This is a genomic window from Gilliamella sp. X-60, assembly GCF_057063585.1.
On the sequence record NZ_JBXSQJ010000012.1, the window covers coordinates 22,481 to 49,139 of the forward strand.

Sequence of the window (26,659 nt, forward strand, 5' to 3'; positions counted from 1 at the left end):
ATGGGACGTAAATCAACGATCCACAAATTAGAACCCGAAGTTCGTTCATACATTGAAAAACTATTACGAGCGGATCAACTTACTCTTGATGAGATGATTGCAGAACTGCAACAAAAATTCCCAAGCAATGAAACTCCTAGCAGAAGCAGTTTGCATCGATATCAGAAGGGATTTAATGAAATGACCAATAGCTTACGTGAAATTGAAACGGCATCACGTATTTTGGTTGATGAACTTGGTGATAGTGTTGATGATAAATCAGGGGCACTACTTGCTCAGGCTGTTACAACGCTGGCAACGCGTGCAGCATTTAAAGCGCATGAATCAGAAGATATCACGATTAAAGAAATTAGTTTTTTAGCGAAAGCAGCCAAAGAAGCCATGCAAGCAAGGCAATTAAGCTTTAAAGAGAGGCAGGAAATAGAGAAAGCCGCACGTGAAAAGTTATTGCGTGAGCAAAAAGAAAAACTGGATGAGCTAGAAAAAACAGGCGAAGTACCAGCTGAGATGTTAGCGAAAGTAATTAAAGCGGCGTATGACTTATGACAACACAAACCGAATCAGCTCTTAAATTATATGATTACCAAAAGCGATGGGTTAATGATACTAGCCGTTTTGCTATTGCAATGTTCTCTCGCCAATGTGGTAAAACCTTTACCAGTACATTGCAAATTGTACTCGACTGTTTGCGAGCTGAAGCTCAAGGTAAACGTGCGCGTTGGGTTATTTTATCACGTGGTGAACGTCAAGCACGCGAAGCCATGAATGAGGGGGTTAAAATTCATCTGCGTGCAATGTCCGCAGGTTTTAAAGAACTCGATTATGATTGGGATGCCAATATTAGAGCGTTAGAAGTTGAATTACCTGGTGGTAGTAAAATTACTGCTTTACCTGCCAATCCTGATACTGCTCGTGGTTTTAGTGCTAGTGTTTTACTTGATGAATTTGCCTTTCACCAAGATAGCCGGGCAATTTGGAAAGCATTGTTCCCTGTTATCTCAAAGCCCGGTTTAAAACTGCGTGTGATCAGCACTCCAAATGGCAAAGGCAATAAATTTTATGAGCTGATGACAGGTAAAGATGATGGTTGGTCACGTCATACTGCTGATATTTATCAATGTGTGGCAGATGGTTTACCACGTAATATTGAAGAGTTGCGACGAGGTGCCGGTGATGATGATTTATGGGCACAAGAGTTTGAGCTCAAATGGCTTGATGAAGCCAGCAGTTGGCTTGATTTTGATTTAATAACCAGTGTCGAAGATGAAAAAGCAGGAGTTCCCGAACACTATACAGGCAATCCTTGTTTTGTTGGCGTTGATATTGCTACACGTAATGACCTATTTGTTATTTGGGTCATTGAACAAGTGGGCGATGTTCTTTGGACTCGTGAAATTATTGAGAGAAAGCGACTCTCTTTTGTTGAACAAGATTTACTGCTTGATGATGTTTTTAGGCGTTATCGTGTTATTCGTATCTGTATGGACCAAACAGGTATGGGTGAAAAGCCGGTGGAGGATGCTAAACGGCGCTATGGTGAAATGGTTGTTGAAGGTGTGCTATTTACCGCTCCCAATAAATTAACATTAGCAACACAAGGTAAACAAGCATTTCAAGATAGAAAACTTCGTATTCCCGCTGGCAATAATGCCCTTCGTGCCGATTTGCATAAGTTGAAAAAAGTTACTGGAGCAACGGGACAACCACGTTTTGTTGCTGATTCTGATAGTAATGGTCATGCTGATAGAACTTGGGCTGCCTTTCTTGCAATTAATGCAGCTAGCCAAGATGGGTATGAAATTGAATACCAATCACTAGGCGTTCGTGATTCTTACCGTTCATTGAATCAATATTCGAGTAGCTCAGAACTGGAAACAACCGATACAGGCTTTGGCACGGTACGGGGCGGTAACGATTTTGGAGGATTTATTTAATGTTTAACTGGTTTAAAGGTAAAAAGCCAAAGATTGAAACAGGAAGAGAACTGGCAGGCACAGGCGAAAATAATGATATTACTAAATTGTATGTTGGTTCGCTAGCGCAGCCAGATGATAGTGTTCTTCGTAATCGGGGTGGTGGTCGTTTAGATATTTACAAAGAAGTATTGAATGATGATGAAGTCAAGTCAGCATTTACCCAACGTCAAGATGCTGTTATATCTCGTGAGTGGAAAGTGGAACCCGGAGGCGATAAACAAATTGATACCGAAGCTGCTGAAGCTATGAGTGAGTTACTGAAATCGGTTGGATTTGACCGAGTGACTAAACTAATGCACTACGGTGTTTTTTACGGTTATGCTGTGGCGGAGTTAATTTATGGCATCAAAGATAATCTATATTGGATTGACGATATCAAAGTTCGTGATCGCCGTCGTTTTCGCTTTACTCCAACCGGTGAACTGCGTTTACTGACACACAATAATATGCATGAGGGGATAGCATGCGAAGCACCGTATTTTTGGCATTATGCAACTGGTGCCGATCATGATGATGAACCGTATGGCCTAGGCTTGGCTCATTGGCTTTACTGGCCAAGCTTTTTTAAACGCAATGATATTAAGTTCTGGCTTATATTTCTTGAAAAGTTTGGTATGCCAACTGCGGTAGGTAAATACGGCACAGGTGCAACACCTGAACAAAAACGGGACTTACTGTCACTCACTCGTGCAATTCAGACCGATTCAGGCATCATCATGCCAGATGGCATGACGCTTGAATTGCTACAAATAGCACGCTCAGGCGCAGGCGATTACAAAGCTTTTTACGACTCAATGAACGAAGCTATTCGGCGTGTAACTGTTGGTCAAATCACTTCTTCAGGCGGTGCATCTAGCTCAATCGGTGGTGATGAATCATTACAAGCTACGGTACTAACATCAATTGCTAAATCAGATTCTGATGTGATGTGTGAAAGTTGGAATCGTGGTCCAGGCACATGGTTTACACAGATGAATTTTCCCAGTGCTGCGGTTCCTCAAGTTTCACGTATTTTTGATGAACCTGAGGATCTGAAATCATTATCAGAACGTGATAAGAACATTATTGAGTCAACCGGCTATCGCCCAACCCTTGCATATGTGCAAGATACTTATGGTGGCGAGTGGGAAGAAAAACCACAACTAGCAGAACCGATTGATGTGCAATCTTTAAAAAACGTTGATTTTGCCGAACAGCAACCGAATACCTTTGCGCCAGTACTTCAGTCACAAAGATTAAACACCGAGATGCATCCCGTTACTGATAAATGGATTAATCAAATTAAAGAACTGGTTGATAGCGTACAATCCTTAGAAGAATTGCGTGATAAGTTATTTGAGCTAATTCCCGATATGCAATTAGATGAATATGCAAAGGTCATGGCTGACGCATTAACAGCAGCTAATTTAGCGGGTCGCACAGAACTACTTGAGGATAGCAAAAATGGTTAATGTGGCATATGGCTCGTTGCCATTTAAAGAGCAAATTGAGTTTTTCCGGCGTAAAGCAAATGTGCCCACAAACAGCTATGTAGATATCTACAATAATGAGCATGATTATGCTTTTGTTGTGGCGGGTGCTAATCGTAATGCATTACTAAATGATTTTCGTGCAGCAATTGATAAAGCAATTAGCCAAGGCACAACACTGGATGAGTTCCGTAAAGACTTTGCTGAGATAGTTGAACGTCATGGTTGGAGTTATAACGGCGGTTTTAACTGGCGTACTCGTATCATCTATGAAACAAATTTAAACAGTTCTTATCAAGCTGGGCGCTATCAACAATTACGTGATTCTAAATTTCCATACCTAGAATACTTACATAGTGATTATGTTGAACACCCTAGAGAACTTCATCAAAGTTGGGATCATCTGGTATTAGATTTTAATGATCCTTGGTGGAATACTCACTTTCCACCCAATGGCTATGATTGTCAGTGCCGCGTTCGTGGGCGTACTAAAGGTGATCTAAAAAGAATGGGAAAAAATCAACCTGACAAAGCACCAACAATAAATTGGGTTGATAGAGTAATTGGGGAAAATAGTGGTAATCCTAGAATAGTTCGAGTACCTGAGGGAGTTGACCCTAGTTTTGAACATATACCAGGGCAATCAAGGCTTGAGCACTTTGTACCAGAACCTCTTGATGATGCGCTCGTAACTGCTGCTGAAAGTCCGGGTATTCCAAATCAACGGGCATTAGATCCTTTACCTGCACCACGTAAAGCAAGCGTTGATCGGTTAATTACACAAAAGCTGACTGATGATGATTATGTTAATTTGTTCCTAAATGAATTTGGTGCAAACTTAACTAATCCTGTTGTATTTAGAGATGTAACCGGTGAACCGTTAGTAATTAGTAAATCATTATTTACTGTGAAAAAAACGGGTAAAACAAAAGTGACTAAACTAGGCAGAGAAAAATATTTGCTATTACTTGCCGATGCACTCAAAGAGCCTGATGAAATTTGGACACGTTTGGAATGGATTGCCGCATTGCAAAAATCTGTCGTTCGCCGTCGTTATATTGCTCGATATCTAATTGATGGAGAGCTAAAACCGATGTTATCAGTTTTTGAGGTTGGTGATGATGGTTGGATTGGTGTAACCGCTTTTGCAGCTGAACGCGAAAATTATTTAGAATCATTACGAATTGGTGTGAATGTTTATCAACGAAAATAAAACCTCAACCACCGACACAGTTGAGGTTGCTACGCGTGGGATTGGACGTCTTGTCGGAGACTGCCCGCGTATGCAATATTGTTAGTATAGGTGAAAAAATGACTGGCGTAAATATTGAGTTTAATATACAAGATGCTCTTGATGCCATGCTTTATATTGAAGCAGCCATAGATGATACTCAAAGTTTATTTAGTCATATGGGCGAAGTATTACTTGATATTCATGAAGCCAGATTTACGGCTCAAGAATCGCCCGATGGTGTACCGTGGAAAGAACTATCTCCTTGGTATAAAGACTCAAAACCCAAACAAAAAGATAAAATTTTAACGCTAGATGGTAATCTAAGAAGTACGTTGCATTGGCAGATTGAAGGTAATACCTTGTTGTTTGGTACGAACTTAATCTATGGCGCTATCCATCAGTTCGGCGGTATAATTAAACCAGTTAAGGGCAATGCATTAAATGTGGGAGGACGTCCTGTAAAGCAAGTGGTAATTCCAGCAAGACCATGGCTTGGCATTAGCGCCCAAGATAAATTACTATTGGTCGATGTTGTGCGTGAGCACTTGGGTTTTGTTTAAAACGCAATATAACGCGTTTTAAGCCATTTTTCTAAAAAAGGCTAATCAGTTTATTTACGAATCGCTTTAATCGTGTTGTAAATGCTTTATAATAAGTTTTTAGTGTATATTCCTTCTATTATTTTGCCGTTCCCCTTTCCAAATCATTAAAAAATTATCTGCCCGCGTTCAGATTACCCTTTCCTTAAAATAGATCATGATGCTCTATATCAATTTATTGGAGCATTTTTTATGGCATTTATCCCCGTTTTTAAACCTGGTACGCATACTGCGGTAGATGGTCGAAAAATCACTTTTACTTTAGAAAACTGTATTGATTTAGCTGAAAGCTACGATCCAAGTTTATCTGAAGCGCCTGCTGTAATTGGCCATCCCAAACTAACAGCTCCGGCTTACGCATGGGCAAAATCATTCGAAGTAAAAGATGGTTTAGTTTATGCCAAGTTAGATCAGATTAATCCCGAGTTTGCTGAAGCCTATAATGCGGGCAGTTATAAAAAACGTTCTTTATCAATCTATTTACCCGATTCACCGGGAAATCCAAAACCGGGTCATTATTATGCTCGTCACATCGGTTTTTTAGGTGCAGCAGCGCCTGCTATTAAAGGCTTGCCTGATGCGAGTTTTGCAGAGTCCGACGGCGAGCAAGGTGCCGCAGAGTTCTCGATGGCTGATGAAGAATTTGATGAAAATTTGATTTCAATTTTATCGAACCTGCGTGACCTCTTGATTGAGAAAGAAGGCATCGCCAGTGCTGACCTATTTTTACCGCAATGGCGCCTTGAATCATTGCGTGCAATATCCGACAGAAAACAAAAGGAGAAAGAAAAAATGCCACAACCTTTAGATGCTAGCTTTGCCGAACAACAAGCTGCAATTGACGCTAAAAATGCTGAACTAGCCAAACGTGAACAAGTATTGCTAGAAAAAGAACAAACTAACAAACGTGCAGAATTTTCCGCCTTTGCTGATGAATTAGTTAAAGATGGAAAATTATTACCTGCTCATAAAACTACAGTTGTTGAAGCATTTATGGCGTTGGGTAGTGAACCAATTTCATTTGCTGAAGGTGATGCAACTGTTAACAGTTCCCCAGTTGATTTAATCAAAAAAGTACTTTCAGAGCGTCCTAGTTTTATGAACTTTGCTGAAAAATCGGCTGCTAGTGATAGTGAAGATAACGTTGATAAACAAGATCCAAAAGTCATTGCTGATGCAGCCAAAGCCTATCAAAAAGAACAGGCAGACAAAGGTAATACAATTTCAATTAGCCAAGCAGTTACGCATGTAACCAAAGCTAAAAAGTAAGAGCATTAATTACAGGCTGATTATTAATGTCAGCATCATTTTAATTTTAATCAAAAGGTTTTTATATGAATATTCCAGGATTAATAGTAGCAAAAACCGCTGAAGGCGAAGTCAAACTTGTCTGTCATGGTAGTGAAGATGGTCTAGCAAAAACAGCGATTGACGGTACCGTATTATTAATCGGTGTATCAACAATTGTTGGTGGCGGTGACGGTGAAGTGTTTGATGTGATTCGTAGCGGTTTAGCGCCTGTTTTTTATAGCGAAGCAATTGCGATAGGTGATCCAATCACAGCAAATGCCGATGGTCGAGCTAAAAAAGCGATGTCAGGTGATTTTATTATTGGTTTTGCTGAAGAAAATGGTAATGAAGGTGAGTTAGGCTCAATTTGGATTGCACCAAGCAAACAAGCTTGACCTGTTATTTAACTAATAGTCTATGACCTTTAATAAACAAATTTTTAATTGAGGAGTTTTATATGCAACGCCCTTTCCCAGTTGAACCGCAGTTGACTGCAATTGCTATCGCTTACCGTAATAATAAGTTAATAGCTGATGAAGTATTACCACGTGTACCCGTTTCTAGCACGTCTTTTAAATGGTTGGAGTACGATTTTTCAGAGCGATTTACGCTCCCAGATACTAAAGTTGGGCGGATAGCACAACCAAATCAAGTTGAATTTGGTGCCAAAGAGCAAGAAAGTTCAGTGACTGATTATGGACTAGATAGCCCCGTACCGCAAGACGATATTGATACTGCAATCACTGGTCATAACCCTCTCGGTCATGCAGTCGAAGCAACGACTGATTTAATTTTGTTAGATCGTGAGGTTCGTGCTGCTAATGTACTGTTTAATGCAAATAACTACACCAACACCCAAAAGTTAACAGAAGCGCAACAGTGGAATAAGGATAAAAGTGATCCGATTGGTTTAATTACAGACGCTTTTGATTCAATGATTGTGCGACCTAATATTGGCACTTTAGGTCGTCGAGTTGCAACAATATTACGTCGTCACCCCAAAATTGTTGCTGCATATCATGGAAATGCCGGTGAAAATGGTCTTGTCCCGCTCGGTTTTTTAGCTGACTTATTAGAGTTAGAAGCGATTTATATTGGTGATGCATTCCTAAATAGTGCTAAACCTGGTAAATCACCAACCCTATTACGTGCATGGGGCAATAAAGCTAGTTTCACCGTTCGCAATAAATTAGCAAATACTAAAGGTGGTGTTACATTTGGCTTTACAGCCCAATTTAAAGATCGTGTTTCGGGTTCAATTGTTGATCCTGATATCGGTTTACGTGGCGGTCAACGTGTTCGAGTTGGTGAGTCAGTCAAAGAGTTAGTTGTAGCTAAAGATGCGGGCTATCTGTTTGAAAATGTTATTCCGGCAAATGGCTAATAATGTGAACTAAAACCAACAATAAATTATTGTTGGTTTGAGGGAGATAAGATGAATGTTCCATATATTACATTGCTTAACCTCGCTGAGCGCCCGGGTCTTATTGAACTGTCGCAAACAGTTGCTCAAGATGGTGAAATCCCTGTTTCGAGTGATTTACTTAGTGCAATTATTCATGAACAAGATACGTCTTCCTGGTCGACGGATGATGTGGCTGCGGCTCATGCAACGATTTCGCGCATTACTGAGTCAATCAACGATTCGGAAGCTGAAATCAATGGTTTTTTGCGTCAGCGTGGGCATAAGCTGCCATTAACTGTTGTGCCTCGATTATTGACAGATTGGACACGCATTATTGTTCGTTACAAATTGCATCGCAATCGTGTTTCTGATGAAAAAAGCGATCCTATCGTGCGTGATTACAAACAAGTTCTGGGCTTTTTAAAAATGGTAGCTGAAGGTAAATATTCGCTTGGTATTGATGATGCTTTGCCTGTTGCAGGTGGAGTTCCGAAACAAACTGGCCCTGTTCGTGTATTTGATATGAACACATTACGGGATTTTGGACGATGAGTAGCGCACCATTTGATGTATCAGTTATTGCTGACAAACTCAAGGTATTGCTGCAAGAAAAAACATTAGTTTTTGTTGGTACCAGTGCTGAATACAGCAAGCTGACTGATTTAACTTCAGCTCCAACACCAGCAGCTTATGTTTTGCTTGGTAAAGAAACACCCAATGATAAGCCCGCAGGGACACGGCAGTCAGTAAGTGTTAATTTTGGTGTTGTGATTGTTGCACGTGATATTTCTAGCCAAGCAACAAATATTCAAAATGTTAAACAGCTAGCAAATCCCGTTATAGGTGCGGTGCGTGATTTGTTGATTGGTAAAACAGTTCAGTTTATTGATGGAGTGCGCCCAGTTAGTTGGATTGGTGGACAAACGTTAGGTTTTCAAAATGGCGTACTAGTGTGGATTGATTCATTTCAAACCCAACACTTCATTGGTAGCCGATAAAAGTTTAGGAGAAAAATATGTCAGATTTATTAATGAGTCTTCAGGGTACGATTAATCTCGCTACTCGTGATACTGCAAGTTCACCAGCCCGCCCTGGTGCATTTCGGCATGTGGGTACGGCTGATTCCTGTGAAATGGAACTAAGTGTTGAAACGGTAACACAAAATGAATCATATACAGGACAGCGCTTACAAGTTGGTGAATTGACATTAGGTAAAAGTGGTACGTTAAATCTTACGTTAAAAGATTGGTCAATCGAAAACATTGCGTTAGCGCTTTATGGTGAAAAGATTACTGTTGATGCAGGTATTGTCACTGATGAAAAATTACCAAACGACTTAGTCATTGGTGATCGCATAAAGTTAGCTAACCCATTTGTTGCAGATGTTGAGTTAAAAATTGCTGATGGAACCACATTAGTATTAGGCACAGATTATGAAATTGAATCAGCCCATGCTGGATTAATCAAGTTACTAACTACACAGGCATTAACAGCAACGGTAGATTATTCATATGCTAAGACTGAAAGCTTGGGTATTTTTACCCGTCAACCACCAGAACGTTGGTTTATGCTCGATGGTATCAATACTGACCGTGAAAATGAACATGTAATTGTGGAGCTATTCCGCGTTAAATTCAATCCAATTTCTAACTTCTCGTTACTACACAATGAGGGATACGGTGAATTACCACTTACTGCCACGGTCTTGGCTGATATGAGTCAAAACAAGGATAGTTCGCTTGGTTATTTTGGCTCATACGTTCAAAAGGCGAAATAAATTTATTTTATTATGCGGTGAATATTCACCGCTAATTATTCAACTCTCTAATTTTATTAGTAGGTAAATAACATGGCAGAAAAAGTGACAGCAACAAAAGAAGAATCAAATGATTTAGCAACATTAATGCCGAATCGTGAGATCGTGCTAGCAGGTGAAACAATTACAGTACGTGAATATTCATTTAAAGATGCACTAACAATCGGTAACGAAATTGACCAGTTCGTGACATTAATCGTTACAGAAATGAACGGTACAAACAAAATCACGATTGAACAAGCGGATGCAATCTTTCTTAATAATCTTGAGCTAGTCAATTTACTAATTAGTGTATCAATCAATAAGCCAATTAGCTTTATTGAATCACTTGGTTACGAAGACGGGATCCAATTGTTGGATTGGTGGTGGGTTGTTAACTCTCGTTTTTTTATGAACGCGGTAACTCGCAAAATCATTCGGCAAAACGCTGCAAAACAGGCAAATCAGTAAGCTGGAGTGATGTTTTTACATTATTAATTAAAAATGGACATGATGCGCAGCAGTTACCGCATTACACGCAACGCCAATTACTGCTGTATTACGATGAATTAATTAAGTTACAAAACCGAGAACGAGCTAACCGAATTGAAGATATTTGTGTTGGCTTTAATGGTGGTAAACAAGTTACAAAGTTTGTAAAACAGTTACGCGGAGAGCAATAATAATGGCTAATAACGATATGAATATTGCAATGAAATTCACGGCTGACGTGAATCGTGCTAAAAAAAATATTCATGAAGTGAGTGATGAAGTTAAAGATTCAGCAAAAACCATTCAAGAAGCAAACCGCAAAAACGCTGAAAGTTTTCAAAAATTATTTAATCAACAATCTGAATCATGGAAAAGAGTTCATATTGAATCTTTGTGGGATGATTACATCAAAGAGCAAGAAAAACTTGCTAAGGCACAAGAGGCAGCGACAAAAGTTACTAAAGCTCATCAAAAAGAGGTTGAGAAATTAAAATCTGGGTTGGATCAATTATTAGCAAGTATTGATCCAGCAACTAAAGGTTTAAGTCGATTAGATGCATTAGAAAGCAAATTAAGGAAATCCAAAAACGCAGGTGTGATTGATGGTGATACGTTTGATGATTATCTTGGGAAAATCAATAATCAACGTGCTGCATTATCAACGGTTGAATCACTAAATGAGGGGACTAAAAGATTGGTATTTAATACTAAATCTGCCCACCGAACTTTTTTTATGATGTCAAAACAGCTAGCTGCGGGTAATTTTAATGGCATTGGTAACTCATTATTTTCAATTGCCAATATGACGGGTAAATTACCATCATTATTTGGTGCTGCTGCTATCTCTGCCGGTGTTTTTATTGCTGCAGCTTACAAAATGTCCCAAGTGATAAGTACGATAATTTCAGACCAAGAGCGGTTTAATCGTGCATTAATTTCAACGGGTAATTATGCCGGTGCTACCGCAGGCGGGCTTGAGGCTATGTCTCAGCGTATCGGTAAAATTAATCATAACTACAGTGAAACACGTGGTGTTATTGCAGAACTGACATCAGCGGGGCGATTATCAGCAAAATCGATTGAAAATATTGCTACTGCATCAGCGTATATGGCACAAGTGACAGGAAAAAGTGCCCAAGACGCCGTTCAATCATTTAAAGGTATTGAAAATTCAGTCACTAGTTGGGCGGTTGAAAGTAATAAACAATATCACTTTTTAGATCTGGCTACTTATCAGCGTATTGCAGCGCTAGAAGCACAAGGTGACACAGAACAAGCTATTGCAGTTGCTACCGAGAGATATGCCAAAGAGATGGAAGTCAGCGCTAACAAGATGCAAGAACAGCTCAATTGGCTAGAAGATGCATGGCGACGCTTCAAAAATGGGGTTAGTGTTCTAGGTAATGAGTTAAAGAAAGAACTTAAGTTTGATTTAGGATTGTCAAGCCTAGAAGAAGATATTGAAAGAATGGAGAAAGCCAAAAAAAGAGGTTTTTACATTGTTCCTGGATCAGTATCTATTCCATACTCAAAAAATGATGATAAAGCATTACAAGAAAAGTATGCTGAACGAGATAAACAGCAAAAAGAAGTACAAGAAAAGCATGATACTGATGTCATTAATGAAAAAGCAATCAATGCCCAAAAAGAGCTTGATGAGCTGCATAAACAAAATGCCAGTGATGCCGAAAAACAAGCTAAAGCGGTTGATGAATTACGTAAGAAATATGAAGCGCTGTGGGCCAACGAAAAAGGTCGTAAAGATTTACAAGCACAAGGGGTTAAATCAAAAGACGGTAAATCATTTTCTGGCGGTCAATATGATAAAGATGTTAAAAATATTACTGATAAAGGTATTCTTGAATACAATAAAGGGGTTGAAAAATCACTAAAACTGACAACAGAACTGCAACGAGTGATGCATGAAATCAATGAAGGGCAGTATAAAAATGCATCACAAGCAGAAAAAGACAGAGCTATTGCGCTAGCTAAACAAGTTGACGCTAAAAATGCGGCAAAACATATCAAAAAAACTGATTTTTCATTAACAAATGACAAAAACAATCTAGCATTGCAGCAACAATTAAATGAACTATTACTTGGTACAAAAGCTAGTGATGACACAGTTGAACAATGGTATAACAATCTATTAGCTAAGTTTAAGAAAATGGGAAATAAAGAAGGTATCGATTTAATCGACCAAATTTTACCCCTTAAAAAAGCTGAAGCGAATTTAAATGAAATTATCACTAAAATTCAACAGGCACAATCACGTCAATCAACGAAAGAACAGAGTATTCAAGCACAAGTAACAAGTGGATTAATTACACAAGTTGAAGCGCAAAGCCAGTTAATTGATTTGCACAAGCAAACAGCGCAAGAACTTGCCAAATATTTACCTACTTTGCAAACTATGACTGAATTACCCGGACAAGCTGGCGAAAATGCCCAAAAAGCGTTGGCAACATTACAATTACAAATTGCTGAACTAAATAAAACCACAGATGTACTTACTAATGCATTTAAAAATGGGTTACACAGCGGTATCCAAGGTAGTCTTGATTCTTTAGCAAAAGGTACATTTGAATTAAAAGATGCATTATTAAACCTTGCACAAAGTATCGTATCAGCAATGGCGCAAGTTGCGACAAAAGGTTTAGCAGATATGGCAATGAATGGACTATCAAATTTAGGTAATTCATTGTTTGGTACAGCAACAGATGCTGCTGTTGATAGTGCAAATGCAGCAGCTTCAGCAGGTTTAATGGAAACAGCTATTGCTACAAGTACTGCTACTGGTGCGGGATTAATGGGTGAGTCTATTTCTATGTCAGCAGGTATTGGAGCTGAAACAATTTCCGCATCAATGGTAACGGCAGGTACAGCTGCTGGTGAAATTATTAGTGCAGCGATGATTGCAGCAGCTGGTGCAAATGCAGGTAGTTCGGCAGTTGGTGCAGCAGCAGTGGCAGTGGCAACAGGTGGTTATATTTCAGGGCCAGGTACTAGCACATCAGATTCTATTCCAGCTAAATTGTCTAATGGTGAATATGTTGTTAATGCAGCATCAGTCAAAAAATATGGTGTTGACTACTTACACGCTATCAATACTGGGCGATTGCATCGTTACGCAACTGGCGGGCTGGTTTCTAATGTTAGCAGACCAACTGCGCCCAATTTATATGATGAAAATTCAACATCAAGCGCAACAAATCAAGCTCAGTCTGCTCCTGTTATTCAACAAACCCTTATTCTTGATAGCGGTGAAATGATGAAGTCTGGTATTAGTTCTGTTGAAGGTTCTCGTGCAATGATGACGTGGATTCGTGCAAACTCCCAAACCCTAAAACAGGAGTTGTCATAATGAAAAAATTTTTATGGCAAGCTGAACCAGATTGGACTAATGGCATAACTGAAATACTGGAATGGAAAACCGATATTTTACAATCGTACAGTGGCGCAGAGCAACGCATTGCTCGGCGATTATCACCACGTCGGACGTTTGAATTTTCCATTCTAATTAATGGTAATGAACGTTCACGATTTGAAAATAGATTGGCATTTGTTGGCGGAAATTCTTGGTATTTTCCTATTTATACTGATGTTACCTATCTGAATTATGCGGTTAATACAGGTGCTATAGTTCTGCCGTGCAGCACGGTAGGTCGTGATTTTGTAGTCGGCAATAAAGTACTAATTAAAAGTGAGATTAACAATGTTAATCAAACAGCATTACTTGAAGTCGCAGCGATAAGCACAGATTCAATCACATTAGTTAATCCAGTTAAAGCTGAGTTTTTGGCCGGTGCATGTATTTATCCTGTTCGATTGGCCGTACTAACAGATATGCCAGAATTAACTCGGCATAATGATGACCTACTGAGTGCACAAATTCGTTTCAGAATTAGTGAGCATAACGCATTTAGTAACGATATTTCATATCTACCTGTTTATCGAGATTTTCCAGTATTAACTATGTATCCAGATTGGTCTGAATCGTTAAAAGGTCGATATGAGCGTGTTTTACTTGAATTAGACAATGGTTCTGGAATTCCAAAAAGATTGGACACCGCCCGTTTACCATTCTTTGTGCAAGAATTTCGTTGGTTTCTGACTGAACGAAATGAGCAAATACAATTGCGTCAATTATTTTACTATTTGACTGGTTGTCAAAAAAATATTTGGGTATCAAGTCACGCGAGCGATTTTAATGTTCTAGCTGTTGATGGTCGAGTTCTTGAAGTTGAAAACACCGGGTTTAATGAAATTGGATTACTGCCTGGTCGAAAAGATTTAGTCATAACTTTATGTAATGGCAATGAGCTATATCGTCGTATTGAACTTGTCGCTATCGTTTCTGATGAGATTGAGCGTTTACTACTGAATGAACCTATTAATGTAAATGCTGACGATATTCTGTCTGTTTCATTTTTAATATTATGCCGTTTAGATTCGGACTCTGTCAGTTGGGAACACGTTACCGATGCTGATGGCTTAGCTAATATTACTTGTAGCTTTAGAGGAGTGCGAGATGAGTTGGAATCAATTTGAGTATTCAACAAATAACGGTAAACCATTAACGTTATATGAATTTATTCGTAATGAACAAAAATATTATCGCTATACCAATGCTGATAGAAATATTGATTTTAATGGTGAGATGTGGATAAGTGAAGTGATCAGTAATACAGGACTAAGTATAGGCACGGGTAATAGTCTAGAAATTACATTGCCATCAACGTCGGACGTAGTTCGTTTATTTCGTGGCGTACCGCCCACAAAACCCGTTGTAATCAAAATGTATCAGTTACACGAAAATGACAATGAATTTAAAGTTATCTGGGTCGGAAAAATCCAAGAAGTTAAACGAGAATCAATTGAAAAAGCAAAACTCATTACGGCAAGCGTTGCAAGTTCGTTTGAACGAAGCGGATTAAGATTAACTTATGGCCGTTCGTGCCCATATGCCCTTTATGACCACAATTGTCAAATTTGGCAAGATAATTATAAAGTGGCCAATATTGAAATTATGGCGTTGGATGGTGCAAATATCACCGTAAATTTATCAGGATTTAATTCGGGTTATTTTTCTGGTGGATACATGGAATTTTATATCGATGGTATTCAAGAACTGCGTGGATTGAAAGCACATGTTAATAATGTGATAGGTGTTCTTGGTGGTACTCAAGGGTTAAGTAAAGGGATGCGCGTTAATTTATATCCCGGATGTAATAAAACCATCAAAGCCTGTAATGAAAAATTTAATAATCATCTCAATTATGGTGGACAACCCCACATTCCGGGCATTTCACCGTTCACAATCGTCAAGCTTTTTTAATTTGGAGGAATTTTATTGTGTGGTGGGCTGTCGCTAAATTTGTTGCTGTTATTGTTGCCAGTTATGTGATTGCACGTGTTACTGCGAAACAACCCAAAAGTAATCGTCCAACCGCTGCAACCGAAGATGATTGGAATATGCCGATACCTGATGAGGGTACTCCTCAGTGTGTTTTTTTCGGTGACTGCTGGACAGCTGATTGGTTCGTGCTCGGTTATGGTAATTATCGTTATAGTGCAATTCGTAAGTAATTTTGGAGCATTTATTATGAAAATAACAATGGAACATATTCGTGCGGGCGGTGGCTGTGCCGGAGGATTACGCGAGTTTTTTAAACGTTATAATCTGGATTTAAATGCGTTTATTCATGATGGATATATTGATTCAGAAAAAGTGTTAAAAACCGGCGATGCGCTAGCTGTTCGTATAGTCAATATTGCAAAGGAGCAAGAAAATGGGCGGTAGTTCATCAAAAAAAGTGACTGTTGGCTATCGGTATTACTGGGATTTATTCTGTGGATTAGGTCGTGGTCCAATTGATTCTATTGTTGCGATTACAGCTGATAAGAAAATTGTGTGGTTGGGAAAAGAAGGCGAAGCAAATACTAATTGCTCTATTTATATAAATAAACCCAATTTATTTGGTGGTGAGGACACTGGTGGTGAAGGTGGTATTCAGGGGAACCTTGAAATAATGATGGGTGAACCAAATCAAATTCCATCAAATAGTTTAAAAAATATTTTAAAAGGATTGATTCCGGGATTTCGTGGTTTGGTCACAACATTTTATTCAGGTTTAATCAGCTGTTACAGTGCATCACCAAAACCGTGGTCATATCGCGTTCGTCGAACAACTAAAGGGTGGGATAAAAATAATGTTTGGTATCCAGAAAAATGTTTGATCTTATTGCGTGATGATTTATCTGAAATTGCAGGGATTGAAACTGAGATTGAAAGTCGCTATGGGAAAATAAATCAACCCATTAAACATAAACATAAGTTTATAAATAAAAATAAAGATAAAACTCCGGAACAACTTGAGCAGGAAAGAAAAGAACGAGAAGAGGCAAAACGCCGAGAAGAAGAGCGACAGAGCAATATCGTAGCTTTACGCAAAGCACTAACTCATAATATTCCAAATATTCATGCAATGAATCCGGCACATATTTTGTTTGAATGTGCGACAAACCGTGACTGGGGACGTGGATTATCATGGAGTGATATTAATATTGAAAGTTTTAAAAAAGCGGCAGATACATTATATAGTGAAAAATTTGGTTTGTGTTTTCGATATAATCGCCAAGATCAAATACAAACTTTCATACAACAAATTTTAGATCATATTGGTGCGGCGCAATATGCTGATTTATCAACGGGTCAATTAAAATTAAAGCTAATTCGCAATGATTATGATTCAGATATGTTACCTCTTTTTACATATGATAATGGTATTTTGTCAGTGCAAGATGATGATAGTGCTAGCAGTGATACATCATATAATGAAATAGTTGTTACATATCATAATCCAGTAACAAACGAAGATGCAACTGTACGAGCACAAAACCTAGCTTCTATTCAGCAGGTCGGTTTAATTAGTAATTCAGTTGAATATAAGGCCATACCAACTCAAGCATTGGCAGCAAGACTTGCTGAACGCGACTTAGAAATGAATGCCGCCGGTATTACACGATTAATCATTAAATTTGATAGACGTGGTGGCATATTAGAGCCGGCATCGTGTTTCCGTGTATCTTTACCTGACCGTGATATTGAAAATATGATTTTACGCGTCGGAAAAATAGAGGAACAAAATGATGGTGCTTTATTAATAACTGGCGTGCAGGATGTTTTTAGTTTGTCATCAACATCTTACAGTACATCACAACAAACAAGCGAATGGGTAGCACCAGATAATTCAATTCGGGCAGTTAATGATGTACAACTTATTGAATTACCTTATGCGGTTCTCGTATCAACACTGAGCGCAGCGGATCTAGATTATGTAAAACCATCGTCAGGATACATAGGTGTTATGGCATCAGCACCAACAGCTGCATCAATTAATTATATTTTACAATCTCGTGCAATGGGAGCTGAATTTGTTACACAAAGTCAAGGGGATTGGACTCCAAAAGCAACACTAATAAACGATATCGAAAAACTAAGAACAAAGTTTGAAATTAAAATTGATTCTGATTATCAAATGTCAATCGGTGAAGGCATTATAATTGACGACGAATTTATGCGAATTGATGAATTTGAGGTTGAGACAAATATCTTGACAGTTGGTCGCGGTTGCTTTGATTCGCTACCGGCATTCCATAATGCTGGTTCAACAATACGTTTCTATATGAGTGTTTTAGAAACAGATCACATTGAATACATTAGCGGCGAAACAGTCGGAGTTAAACTGCTCACGCAAACTAATTCGGGTAAGCTAGATGAGGATATAGCACCAGTAGAAAGAATTGTTATGTCTCATCGTCAGATCCGACCATATTTACCCGGAAATATTAAAGTTAATAATATTTTATATCCTGATTTTATTGATACAGCAGAAAAATACGTTTTAAGTTTTTCACATCGTGACAGAGTTCTACAAGCTGATCGACTGATAGATTGTCTAAATGAAAATATCGGATTTGAAACAGGTACGACTTATCGAATCGAAATCGCTGACTATTATACAAAAGAAGTTATCTGGCAAATGGATACAACAAGTTCATCAATAAATTTACCTTATTTATCTGAAGATCATATTTATGATGATTTGCATATTTTAACGTTATATACAATTTGTAATGGATATGAATCATTTAACAAATTTATAGTGAATCTACCTGAAGGCCGTGTTATTACAGGCAATACGGGGGCCAATAATGTCTAGTCAAAACGAATATTATTATGGGCAAGGTAAAGTTTATTTATCACCAAAATCATCAGTTGGGCAATGGCGGTGGATTGGTGATGTATCTTCGTTAAAAATCAATTTTGAATTTGAAGAACAATATAGTAAACGCAGTATTGGTGGACGATTAGTTAATGGTAAAAGATTTATTATTTTCACTGGAGGGAGTATTACTGCAACTTGGTTTGATCGTTCACTAGAAAATCTTGAATTATTATTACGAGGAAAGTCTGTATCACATCAACAGGGTTGGACTGAAGAAGAGTTCAGAAATATAAAATCAGGCATGACAATCTACTTACAACATCAAAATATAAGAGACGTTTTTATTGAAAATCTAAATGAACATATTGATTACATTGTAGATTGTAAAGCTGGTTCAATTCTCTTTATAACAAAACCAAAATCACAACGGCTTCTAGTTGAATATGATTATTCAGGATTAAGCGGTATTAGCATTTTAAATAATGAACCCAACGATTTTTCACTTCGCTATGAAGGAAAAAACATAATCGATGATAAACCAATCAATATGGAGTTTTATCGATTGTCATTAGATCCAATTGAATTTATCAGTTTGATTGATGATAAATCAGAATTTTCAAATGTTGAAACTACATTACAGTTATTACCTGATTTATCAAAAAATCCAAAATCAGATTTTGGACTATTCGGCAGAATAATACAGTTTAACGATTTCAACGACATCTTATACGATGATGAAATTGCTTATGATGAACGATACGAATTTGCATATTAGAGGGTATAAATAATGGAACATTTAATTGAAGAAGTAAAATGGGAAAATAATGTATATCTCATTCAGCGAAAAGACCGCGTCGGGGGCGGTGTGCGTGGTATAGCAAACAAACCACATCACGAGCTAGCTAACAGAACACAATATTTAAAAAAAGAAGTCGACACAATTAATACTGCATTAGAATTTACATTATCTGCATCTAAAGATAATTCCAATTTTGATGCCAATGTAATCGTATCGAAAATTTAAAAAGACCAGAAAACAAAAATGATGCCGTTAATAAAGAATATGTTGACTGCAATGATGAAAAACTACAAAAACAAGTAAATCGGCTAATCGAGGCTAAGATCGGCTATGAGTCAATTGGTAACTTCAATGATGGATGTTCTATAAATACAAGAAATGAAATTGTCTACAACGAACAAACTAAAAAATATTATGCTTGGGCAGGAAGTTTACCACATATTGTTTTACCACAAACAAATGTAATAGATGAAATAAACAACGGAAAACCATGGTTGGTCATTGAAAACTCGAACGAATTTATAGCAAAAATTGAGAGTATAAAACAAATAGCACAAAGTGTAGCAACCCAATTTTATGGCTTTAAAAAAGACGGTGCAAAATTGATTTTAGAAACAGCAGGAAATATAGATAACAAAACATTACATATTTCTGAATTTCTTGAGTGGATAATTGCACCAGGTGGATGTGAATTTATTGTTAATGACAAAGAACTACTGATGGTTATATAAGAAAAGAGAGGTTAAAAATGGCGACAATTAACTTAGGAAACATCAGATTTAACTGGTGTGGTGAATATGCCAGTTCAACACAATACACAAAAGATGATGTTGTTGGATTCGGAGGTTCAAGCTGGATAGCTCGTAAAAATGTAAAAGGTGTTAATCCTACAAAAAATGAATTTTGGGATTTGATGATTGCCGGAGCGGAAAAACCATACGTTATAGGTGAACAAAAACTAATGGCGTTTAGAGCTTCTGAGCTTCCTTTCGGGTGGTATTTTAGAAATGGCGACAACTACTTACTCGATTCACAACAAGGCCGAGCTTTAAATAGTTTATCTGCAAACTACAAAGAAGATTACAAAATAACTATTAAAGTAATTAACGGCAAACAATACATTAATGTACCGACAGCGTTTGCGCCCGACGGCAGAGGCTGCTTTGAGCGTGCAGTTGATGGAACTCACAGGCAGGTAGGTAGTTTTGAAGATGATGCAATCCGCAATATTAAAGGGGCAATACAGGACGGACCAGGACAAGCTATTTTGGGACATGAAAACTTAACAAATGGTAAAACTGACGGAGCAATATCAATACGCCATAGCGGTAATGATTATTTACATGTCGGTAATCGCCGTGCGCGGTGGGCGTTTTTTGATTTTGATGCATCACGCGTAGTACCGACTGCACACGAAAATAGACCGATTAATGTCGGCATGACGCCAGCTATATATTTGGGAGTTTAATATGATTAATTACTATTTCGATAACACAAATGAACTAAAACCATTCACACATGAATTAGAGGCAAATGATGACACATTACCGCCAGATAATGCGTTGCGTATCGCTCCCGAATTTAAAGATGGCAATTGGCCGTGCGTGCAAAATGGCAAATGGATTTTAGTTGAGGATCATCGAGAAAAAACGGCATATGACATTGAAACGAAAAAATCAAGCGTGGTTAATTATCTCGGTAAAATTAAAAGTGGTTTTACACTACAAGAACCATTCGAATTTTGCAAATGGAACGGCAAAAAATGGGTTTTAGATGAAGAAGAAAAACGAGAGTTTAAAATCAAAAAAAATGTAACTATTAGGGATTCATTACTAAATGACGCTAATACAGAAATTGAAATCATTAATCGAGCAATTCGCCTACGCAGAGCATCTGAAGCAGATAAAACTCGTTTAGAAAAGTTAGAACTCTACACTATCGATTTATACGAATTAGATTTAAACAATGTTGATGTCGTATTTCCCGAAAAGCCGTAAAGTGTAATTCACTTTCAAATATAGAAATAAACGGCGTGGTTAATTATCAATTAATTTAAACAATAATTATCACACGCCGCATCAACAAACTACTGATAATTCATTTTCTGAATATGATGCTTTATTACTGATTATAGATGATTATAATCGGCAAAAACAGTCTCTAATCACCCTATTAGCCGATGCTGTTGCCCAAAAAGCCTTAGCAGAGCAGTTTTAAAATCAATACGAATATATTAATGTTAAAGGTTATTCGATTAGTGACATCTTTAGTGGCAAAATGAATTAACAACGAGGTTTATAATGAATAAATATTTTCAAATTATTACTGGCAAAATCACCGAACTGCAAGTGATTGATACTGATTTATCTCTTATTGTGACAAAAAAAGGAGAGTAACCGAATAATAGTTGATGATTTATCACTCTGAAAGGCTTTATTAGGCGCTAGGCAATATAAATAGTAACCAATTGGATATAAATGATATTTTTGTCAATGTTTGTACTAATGACGGATTTTTACAGAGTTTTTTTAGGCGTTTTTTAAATTTTATTATAAATATAAATCAATTATACTATTTATTGTATAATTACAAAGGATGTTGTTCTAGATAGTTTTATTGATCTTGGAGCGCTGCAAAATTGTGTAATAATTTAGAAGGTGAATTAGGCAATAGTATTGATGGTGTGTTTGCCTGTTTTTTATTATCACAAATAGTGAAAAAAGATTTTAATAAATTGATTTTAAAGGATATATAAGTAATTATTTATCACTAACTCAACACCAATGATTTTTAAAAATCACAGCTATATAACGCTATATTTTATTGCGTATTTTAATATTTGCCTTTATATTATTGCCAATAATCTTATTCTAGTTTTACTCTAATCATTTATAAGCACAATTTATGCATAAAAAACGTCTTTCTTTGATTGTAGCGATCATTGCTGTTATTGCTATGGTTATTATTATATATTTTGCTAATCAACCGAGCACCATTATATTACAAGGTGAAGTTGAATCTAGTCGTGTTGATGTTGCAGCTAGAGTGCAGGGGCGAGTGGTTCAATTTAATTATGATGTTGGAGATAATGTTAAACAAGGTGATGAACTTCTTACCCTTTCAAATCCAGCATTATTAGCGCAGCTTGCAACGGCAGAAGCGCAATTAAAAGTGACAATGGCGAGCCGTGATAATACTTATAGTACTAGACCAGAAACCATTGATGTGCAAAAGGCACAGTTAGATAAAGCGAATTCAGATTTAGTTTTAGCACAAACGAGCTATGAACGTATTAATCGTTTAGCTAAAAATGGAACAGTTTCAAAGCAAAATTATGATGAATCTTTTAATCAATATCAAGCAGCGATTAAGGCCCATGAAGCCGCTAAAGCTAATTTAGAATTAGCCGAAAATGGTAATAGTATAGAACAGAAAAAATTAGCCGATGCGCAGGTGGAACAGTCTAAGGCGGCGTTGTTGCAAGTAAAAACGGATGTCAATGAATTAACTTTAGTAGCTCCTATTAGTGGTCAAATTACGACTCGGGTTGCCGAAACTGGACAATTGTATAGTCCGGGCACGCCACTTTATTCTATTATAGATTTAAATGATATTTGGTTTACTTTTAATATTCGAGAAGATTTGCTAGGCAATCTTAAAGTTGGTGATACGTTTCAAGTAAAAGTGCCGGCATTAAATAATCAAGTTATTGATGTTAAAGTCACCGTATTAAATGCCTTAGGCCAATATGCAAATTGGCAAGCGACCAAAGCGACGGGGGACTTTGACCTAAAAACTTTTGAAATGCGTGCAAAACCAATTAATAATGTGGCTGGTCTTCGTCCAGGAATGAGTGTTACCACAAAGTGGCAATCTCACTAACATAAATAATATGGAGATTATACACAAAAGGAAAGGGCACTGATGTCTCAATCGCTATTAGAAGTGATTAGGTGGGAACTTCGTAAATTAATTAAACAACGTTTTTTGTTTTTATTAGTTTTCATCTATCCTTTATTATTCATTTTTTTATTTCTTTATATGTATCATGCTGGTGTAATTACCCAGATACCTATCGCAGTAGTTGATCAAGATACAACTAAATCATCTCGTACATTAATTCAACAAGTGGCAGCTTCACCGCAGTTACAGGTCGCTGAACGTTATCAAGATCTTTCTTCAGCCAAACATGCGTTGATTAAGGGAAAAGTTTATGCTGTGCTTTTTATTCAACCCGAATTCGAAAAAGATCTTATCGCAGGGCATCAACCAGAAGTAATCGCTTTTTATAATAATCAGTATATGTCGGCGGGTACGATTATTTTTCGGGCGATGAGTTCTGCATTGAAAACAGCTAATAGCCAAATAGTACTGCAAGGATTATTAGAAAAAGGAATTGCTTCACCGGTAGCACAAAGTCAAATGCAAACTATTCCAGCTAGTTTACATCCTTTATATAATCCTACATTAAATTATCTTTATACCTTAATTAATGGTTTAATCCCCACGATTTTGCAGATCATTATTATGATGGCAATGGTTACTAGTGTTACTCGAGATCGCTTTGCTGCAACGAGTTATCAGCAAATCTTACAACTAGCTAATCAGAATATTTTTATCTTTTTATTAGGGCGTATTCTTCCATATTTTCTTTACTTTTTATTTTGTCTGATTTTATTTGATACAGTTTTAATCGCTTATTTTAATTTACCATTAAATGGGCATTTTATATTGCTGATGCTTGGTGGTATCGGGTTTACACTGACTTGTTGTTTATACGGGATTTTTTTTGGTTTAACTGGCTCAACCCTAGCACAAGCTTATGGCAGTGCAAGCTTAGTGGCATCGCCTAGTTTTGGGTTTACTGGTCTGATTTTTCCTCGTCTTGCAATGAATACTTTTGCTTATATTTGGGGCGCTTTATTGCCTGTGACATGGTATATACAGATTCGTCTTGATCAAACATTACGAGCGCCAAATATGATGACTTCGTTAGAACCCTTTGTTTATTTATTGATCCAGTTTAGCGTTATGGCATTACTTATTACTCTTTATTTACGAAAAATCCGTAGGCGGTTAATATGATTAAATCTTTATTATTAATTTCCTATGAAGAACTAAAACGTATTTTCCAAAATAAAGCGATAGCCAGCGTTATGTTTGTGGGAATTTTTATCTATTTTTTCTTTTATCCACAACCTTATTTACATGAAGCGATACGAGATGTTCCGATTGCTGTTATTGACCAAGATAACACTAATTATAGTCGAGAGTTAGTTAGACAACTTGATGCCAATAAATCCATTAACATAAACTTACATATTGCGGATTTACAGACAGCTAAAAAATTGATTGAAGAGCGTAAAATCTATGGGGTAGTGCTGATCCCTTATCGTTTTCAGCAACATATTTTAGAGGGTAAAACGAGCCCTATCTCATATTATGGTGATGCGAGTTATATTTTAATTTATAGTAACGTTGCCACTGCGGTTAATACCGTTGCTAGCAATTTTGGTGCTAAAATTTCCATTTCGCGAAAAATAGCGCAAGGCGTTGATCCAGCTGTAGCAACCAATAGTGTTTCACCGTTTAATAGTCAGTTGATAAGTTTATTTAATCCTCAATCAGGCTATGCAACCTATGTTATTCCTGCTGCTTTTATTTTGATCTTATATCAAACATTGCTTATTGGTAGCATTTTATGTCGTCTATTTAGCAAAAACTCTGATTTTGAAATAACTTTCATTAACCAACAGAACGATGCGACATCTTCAGCATTATTACTACTTTTTGGTAAATTACTCACTTATCTAATGCTTTACCTGATCTATTTTATGATGTATACCGTATTTGCGAATTATTGGTATGATTTACCATGCCTAAGTCATCTTGTTGTTTCGTTGTCGTTTATTATTCCTTTTATTTTTTCTACGGCATTATTAGGTAAAGTTGTATCACATTTTGTGCATACGGTGAGTGATGTTTTTTGCTTAATTATACCGTCAAGTATGGTGATATTTTTTGTTACAGGATTATCTTGGCCAAAAGAATTAATGCCACCATTATTCCACTTGATTGGTGATATATTCCCAGCGGTACCAGCCATAATTGGCTCAGTAAAAATAAATCAAATGGGTGCAAGTTTTGCTGAATTTAGTCCACAATATTGGCATTTGTGGATATTAACGGTTGTCTATTTTGGTATTGCATTTATTCTTGAGAAACGAGCCATTCAAAAGGTAATGTCTGCAAATGTTAGGGAAGAAAAATAAAATAGGGTCGTTTTATTTATCATAACTAATCAAACTTAAGCAGGAATGTTTCAACGCCAATTATTAGGCTAGCTATGTGTTATTGTATTGGTTTATCCCGATTTATCTTTTAGCTTTATGATAAAATCTAATCATTTAAATTAAATATCGTCAATTATCTATAGATTCAAATATAAAATTTCAGCCTTCATCTTGAAGGCTTGTGGATATCGCTATATTATAGTCGGTCGACTAAAAACTTAGTTAACTAAAACAATAAAATAGAAAACAAAATTAAATATAAATGAGTTCCCATGTTAATCAATGCTAAAAACATTCTTGAAAAATTAAATCCACATAATAAAGTAAATTATGATTCTGTATTAAAAGAGGTAATTGCTAATTGGCAGGCAGAATCAGCGCGACCAAAGTTATTAATTCATAGCTGCTGTGCTCCGTGTAGTACTTATGTTCTTGAATATTTGGCTCAATATGCCGATATTACGATCTATTTTGCTAATTCTAATATTCATCCTCGAGTTGAATATGAATATCGTAGTGTGGTACAGCAAAAATTTATTGCTGATTTTAATCAAAAAACGGGGCATAACGTTCAATTTCTAGAAGCGCCTTATCAGCCAGCAGAGTTTATCAAAAAGGTTGAGCACTTGCGTGATGCGCCAGAAGGTGGTGAACGTTGTCATATTTGTTATAAAATGCGATTAGACTTAGCGGCAATTAAGGCTCAAGAACTAGGGTTTGATTATTTTGCTAGTGCATTAACCCTTAGTCCAAAAAAAAATAGCCAAAAAATTAATGAATTAGGATTTGAAATCCAAGAAATTTTTTCGGTCAATTACCTTCCTTCTGATTTTAAAAAGAACAATGGTTATAAACGTTCAATTGAACTTTGTAAAGAGTATGATGTGTATCGTCAATGTTATTGTGGCTGTATTTTTGCGGCTAAAGCACAAGGCGTTGATTTGAAAAACGTGATTAAGCTTGCTAAGCAAGGATTGCAAAAATAGCCATGAGTTGTTTTTACTGTTTGAATTTACACCATAAAATCATACTTCAAAAATTTGTATAACCTAAAACTTCTTGTAAATAGCATTGAT

General features: G+C 37.0%; 27 protein-coding genes and 1 pseudogene. All 28 read left to right on the forward strand.

What is annotated here, in order from left to right:
- The 28 genes and pseudogenes from ACYIAM_RS07605 to ACYIAM_RS07740 all read left to right on the forward strand — a co-directional run bounded on the left by ACYIAM_RS07605 (position 1) and on the right by ACYIAM_RS07740 (position 26,569).
- Complete coding sequence (locus ACYIAM_RS07605; protein WP_065574284.1) at positions 1-546, forward strand: phage protein Gp27 family protein; 546 nt, start codon at positions 1-3, stop codon at positions 544-546.
- Positions 543-1,934 (forward strand): terminase large subunit domain-containing protein, encoded by a 1,392-nt coding sequence (locus ACYIAM_RS07610; RefSeq protein ID WP_483747849.1) that lies wholly within the window; start codon positions 543-545, stop codon positions 1,932-1,934. Before ACYIAM_RS07605 ends, ACYIAM_RS07610 begins: the two co-directional genes overlap by 4 nt.
- Positions 1,934-3,427 carry a DUF935 domain-containing protein gene (locus tag ACYIAM_RS07615; protein ID WP_483747850.1) on the forward strand — a complete coding sequence of 498 codons (1,494 nt, stop codon included), beginning with the start codon at positions 1,934-1,936 and terminating at the stop codon, positions 3,425-3,427. Before ACYIAM_RS07610 ends, ACYIAM_RS07615 begins: the two co-directional genes overlap by 1 nt.
- Positions 3,420-4,658: a PBECR2 nuclease fold domain-containing protein gene (locus ACYIAM_RS07620; RefSeq protein WP_483747851.1), complete on the forward strand. Its 1,239-nt coding sequence runs from the start codon at positions 3,420-3,422 to the stop codon at positions 4,656-4,658. Before ACYIAM_RS07615 ends, ACYIAM_RS07620 begins: the two co-directional genes overlap by 8 nt.
- Positions 4,659-4,756: 98 nt before the next feature.
- Positions 4,757-5,239, forward strand: coding sequence for a phage virion morphogenesis protein (locus ACYIAM_RS07625; RefSeq protein WP_483747852.1), 483 nt, complete (start codon positions 4,757-4,759; stop codon positions 5,237-5,239).
- 231 nt (positions 5,240-5,470) lie between these two features.
- A complete protein-coding gene (locus tag ACYIAM_RS07630; protein WP_483747853.1) occupies positions 5,471-6,547 on the forward strand; it encodes a peptidase in 1,077 nt (358 codons plus the stop codon).
- A gap of 65 nt (positions 6,548-6,612) precedes the next feature.
- Positions 6,613-6,963, forward strand: a complete 351-nt coding sequence (locus ACYIAM_RS07635; protein ID WP_483747854.1) for a DUF2190 domain-containing protein — start codon at positions 6,613-6,615, stop codon at positions 6,961-6,963.
- A gap of 62 nt (positions 6,964-7,025) precedes the next feature.
- Positions 7,026-7,952 (forward strand): phage capsid protein, encoded by a 927-nt coding sequence (locus ACYIAM_RS07640; protein WP_483747855.1) that lies wholly within the window; start codon positions 7,026-7,028, stop codon positions 7,950-7,952.
- 51 nt (positions 7,953-8,003) lie between these two features.
- Entirely contained in the window at positions 8,004-8,525 is a 522-nt protein-coding gene (locus tag ACYIAM_RS07645; protein ID WP_483747856.1) for a gp436 family protein, read from the forward strand.
- A complete protein-coding gene (locus tag ACYIAM_RS07650; RefSeq protein ID WP_483747857.1) occupies positions 8,522-8,971 on the forward strand; it encodes a phage tail terminator protein in 450 nt (149 codons plus the stop codon). The genes ACYIAM_RS07645 and ACYIAM_RS07650 overlap by 4 nt, the downstream gene beginning before the upstream one ends.
- A gap of 17 nt (positions 8,972-8,988) precedes the next feature.
- Entirely contained in the window at positions 8,989-9,750 is a 762-nt protein-coding gene (locus ACYIAM_RS07655) for a phage tail tube protein (RefSeq protein WP_483747858.1), read from the forward strand.
- A gap of 72 nt (positions 9,751-9,822) precedes the next feature.
- A complete protein-coding gene (locus tag ACYIAM_RS07660; RefSeq protein ID WP_483747859.1) occupies positions 9,823-10,239 on the forward strand; it encodes a DUF6631 family protein in 417 nt (138 codons plus the stop codon).
- A gap of 214 nt (positions 10,240-10,453) precedes the next feature.
- A complete protein-coding gene (locus tag ACYIAM_RS07665; RefSeq protein WP_483747860.1) occupies positions 10,454-13,624 on the forward strand; it encodes a phage tail length tape measure family protein in 3,171 nt (1,056 codons plus the stop codon).
- A complete protein-coding gene (locus ACYIAM_RS07670; RefSeq protein ID WP_483747861.1) occupies positions 13,624-14,811 on the forward strand; it encodes a phage tail protein in 1,188 nt (395 codons plus the stop codon). The genes ACYIAM_RS07665 and ACYIAM_RS07670 overlap by 1 nt, the downstream gene beginning before the upstream one ends.
- Complete coding sequence (locus ACYIAM_RS07675; RefSeq protein WP_483747862.1) at positions 14,792-15,598, forward strand: phage BR0599 family protein; 807 nt, start codon at positions 14,792-14,794, stop codon at positions 15,596-15,598. Before ACYIAM_RS07670 ends, ACYIAM_RS07675 begins: the two co-directional genes overlap by 20 nt.
- 17 nt (positions 15,599-15,615) lie before the next feature.
- On the forward strand, positions 15,616-15,849 hold the full coding sequence (locus tag ACYIAM_RS07680) for a hypothetical protein (RefSeq protein WP_065574298.1): 234 nt from the start codon (positions 15,616-15,618) through the stop codon (positions 15,847-15,849).
- A 16-nt stretch (positions 15,850-15,865) separates the two neighbouring features.
- Positions 15,866-16,063: a hypothetical protein gene (locus ACYIAM_RS07685; RefSeq protein WP_483747863.1), complete on the forward strand. Its 198-nt coding sequence runs from the start codon at positions 15,866-15,868 to the stop codon at positions 16,061-16,063.
- Positions 16,053-18,485, forward strand: a complete 2,433-nt coding sequence (locus ACYIAM_RS07690; RefSeq protein ID WP_483747864.1) for a hypothetical protein — start codon at positions 16,053-16,055, stop codon at positions 18,483-18,485. The genes ACYIAM_RS07685 and ACYIAM_RS07690 overlap by 11 nt, the downstream gene beginning before the upstream one ends.
- Positions 18,478-19,266 (forward strand): phage tail tube protein, encoded by a 789-nt coding sequence (locus ACYIAM_RS07695; protein ID WP_483747865.1) that lies wholly within the window; start codon positions 18,478-18,480, stop codon positions 19,264-19,266. Before ACYIAM_RS07690 ends, ACYIAM_RS07695 begins: the two co-directional genes overlap by 8 nt.
- 12 nt (positions 19,267-19,278) lie before the next feature.
- A complete protein-coding gene (locus ACYIAM_RS07700) occupies positions 19,279-19,515 on the forward strand; it encodes a hypothetical protein (RefSeq protein ID WP_483747866.1) in 237 nt (78 codons plus the stop codon).
- 113 nt (positions 19,516-19,628) lie between these two features.
- Positions 19,629-19,724, forward strand: a pseudogene (locus ACYIAM_RS07705) (tail fiber/spike domain-containing protein); the annotation flags it as partial.
- A gap of 60 nt (positions 19,725-19,784) precedes the next feature.
- On the forward strand, positions 19,785-20,021 hold the full coding sequence (locus ACYIAM_RS07710; protein ID WP_483747867.1) for a hypothetical protein: 237 nt from the start codon (positions 19,785-19,787) through the stop codon (positions 20,019-20,021).
- Between the two features lie 17 nt (positions 20,022-20,038).
- On the forward strand, positions 20,039-20,758 hold the full coding sequence (locus ACYIAM_RS07715) for a hypothetical protein (protein WP_483747868.1): 720 nt from the start codon (positions 20,039-20,041) through the stop codon (positions 20,756-20,758).
- 1 nt (position 20,759) lies between these two features.
- Positions 20,760-21,287 carry a tail fiber assembly protein gene (locus ACYIAM_RS07720; protein ID WP_483747869.1) on the forward strand — a complete coding sequence of 176 codons (528 nt, stop codon included), beginning with the start codon at positions 20,760-20,762 and terminating at the stop codon, positions 21,285-21,287.
- Positions 21,288-22,194: 907 nt separating this feature from the next.
- On the forward strand, positions 22,195-23,172 hold the full coding sequence (locus tag ACYIAM_RS07725) for an HlyD family secretion protein (protein WP_483747870.1): 978 nt from the start codon (positions 22,195-22,197) through the stop codon (positions 23,170-23,172).
- Between the two features lie 42 nt (positions 23,173-23,214).
- A complete protein-coding gene (locus ACYIAM_RS07730; protein ID WP_174797188.1) occupies positions 23,215-24,375 on the forward strand; it encodes an ABC transporter permease in 1,161 nt (386 codons plus the stop codon).
- Complete coding sequence (locus ACYIAM_RS07735; RefSeq protein WP_483747871.1) at positions 24,372-25,562, forward strand: ABC transporter permease; 1,191 nt, start codon at positions 24,372-24,374, stop codon at positions 25,560-25,562. The genes ACYIAM_RS07730 and ACYIAM_RS07735 overlap by 4 nt, the downstream gene beginning before the upstream one ends.
- Before the next feature lie 293 nt (positions 25,563-25,855).
- Positions 25,856-26,569 carry an epoxyqueuosine reductase QueH gene (locus tag ACYIAM_RS07740; protein ID WP_174797186.1) on the forward strand — a complete coding sequence of 238 codons (714 nt, stop codon included), beginning with the start codon at positions 25,856-25,858 and terminating at the stop codon, positions 26,567-26,569.
- Positions 26,570-26,659: the final 90 nt, after the last annotated feature.

Coding starts and splice junctions, on each gene's coding strand:
- ACYIAM_RS07670 (WP_483747861.1), top strand. CDS start 13,624: ATGAAAAAATTTTTATGGCAAGCTGAACCAGATTGGACTAATGGCATA.
- ACYIAM_RS07610 (WP_483747849.1), top strand. CDS start 543: ATGACAACACAAACCGAATCAGCTCTTAAATTATATGATTACCAAAAG.
- ACYIAM_RS07700 (WP_483747866.1), top strand. CDS start 19,279: ATGGAACATTTAATTGAAGAAGTAAAATGGGAAAATAATGTATATCTC.
- ACYIAM_RS07690 (WP_483747864.1), top strand. CDS start 16,053: ATGGGCGGTAGTTCATCAAAAAAAGTGACTGTTGGCTATCGGTATTAC.
- ACYIAM_RS07675 (WP_483747862.1), top strand. CDS start 14,792: ATGAGTTGGAATCAATTTGAGTATTCAACAAATAACGGTAAACCATTA.
- ACYIAM_RS07720 (WP_483747869.1), top strand. CDS start 20,760: ATGATTAATTACTATTTCGATAACACAAATGAACTAAAACCATTCACA.
- ACYIAM_RS07615 (WP_483747850.1), top strand. CDS start 1,934: ATGTTTAACTGGTTTAAAGGTAAAAAGCCAAAGATTGAAACAGGAAGA.
- ACYIAM_RS07715 (WP_483747868.1), top strand. CDS start 20,039: ATGGCGACAATTAACTTAGGAAACATCAGATTTAACTGGTGTGGTGAA.
- ACYIAM_RS07630 (WP_483747853.1), top strand. CDS start 5,471: ATGGCATTTATCCCCGTTTTTAAACCTGGTACGCATACTGCGGTAGAT.
- ACYIAM_RS07635 (WP_483747854.1), top strand. CDS start 6,613: ATGAATATTCCAGGATTAATAGTAGCAAAAACCGCTGAAGGCGAAGTC.
- ACYIAM_RS07740 (WP_174797186.1), top strand. CDS start 25,856: ATGTTAATCAATGCTAAAAACATTCTTGAAAAATTAAATCCACATAAT.
- ACYIAM_RS07650 (WP_483747857.1), top strand. CDS start 8,522: ATGAGTAGCGCACCATTTGATGTATCAGTTATTGCTGACAAACTCAAG.
- ACYIAM_RS07640 (WP_483747855.1), top strand. CDS start 7,026: ATGCAACGCCCTTTCCCAGTTGAACCGCAGTTGACTGCAATTGCTATC.
- ACYIAM_RS07730 (WP_174797188.1), top strand. CDS start 23,215: ATGTCTCAATCGCTATTAGAAGTGATTAGGTGGGAACTTCGTAAATTA.
- ACYIAM_RS07665 (WP_483747860.1), top strand. CDS start 10,454: ATGGCTAATAACGATATGAATATTGCAATGAAATTCACGGCTGACGTG.
- ACYIAM_RS07645 (WP_483747856.1), top strand. CDS start 8,004: ATGAATGTTCCATATATTACATTGCTTAACCTCGCTGAGCGCCCGGGT.
- ACYIAM_RS07695 (WP_483747865.1), top strand. CDS start 18,478: ATGTCTAGTCAAAACGAATATTATTATGGGCAAGGTAAAGTTTATTTA.
- ACYIAM_RS07625 (WP_483747852.1), top strand. CDS start 4,757: ATGACTGGCGTAAATATTGAGTTTAATATACAAGATGCTCTTGATGCC.
- ACYIAM_RS07605 (WP_065574284.1), top strand. CDS start 1: ATGGGACGTAAATCAACGATCCACAAATTAGAACCCGAAGTTCGTTCA.
- ACYIAM_RS07685 (WP_483747863.1), top strand. CDS start 15,866: ATGAAAATAACAATGGAACATATTCGTGCGGGCGGTGGCTGTGCCGGA.
- ACYIAM_RS07660 (WP_483747859.1), top strand. CDS start 9,823: ATGGCAGAAAAAGTGACAGCAACAAAAGAAGAATCAAATGATTTAGCA.
- ACYIAM_RS07725 (WP_483747870.1), top strand. CDS start 22,195: ATGCATAAAAAACGTCTTTCTTTGATTGTAGCGATCATTGCTGTTATT.
- ACYIAM_RS07655 (WP_483747858.1), top strand. CDS start 8,989: ATGTCAGATTTATTAATGAGTCTTCAGGGTACGATTAATCTCGCTACT.
- ACYIAM_RS07620 (WP_483747851.1), top strand. CDS start 3,420: ATGGTTAATGTGGCATATGGCTCGTTGCCATTTAAAGAGCAAATTGAG.
- ACYIAM_RS07735 (WP_483747871.1), top strand. CDS start 24,372: ATGATTAAATCTTTATTATTAATTTCCTATGAAGAACTAAAACGTATT.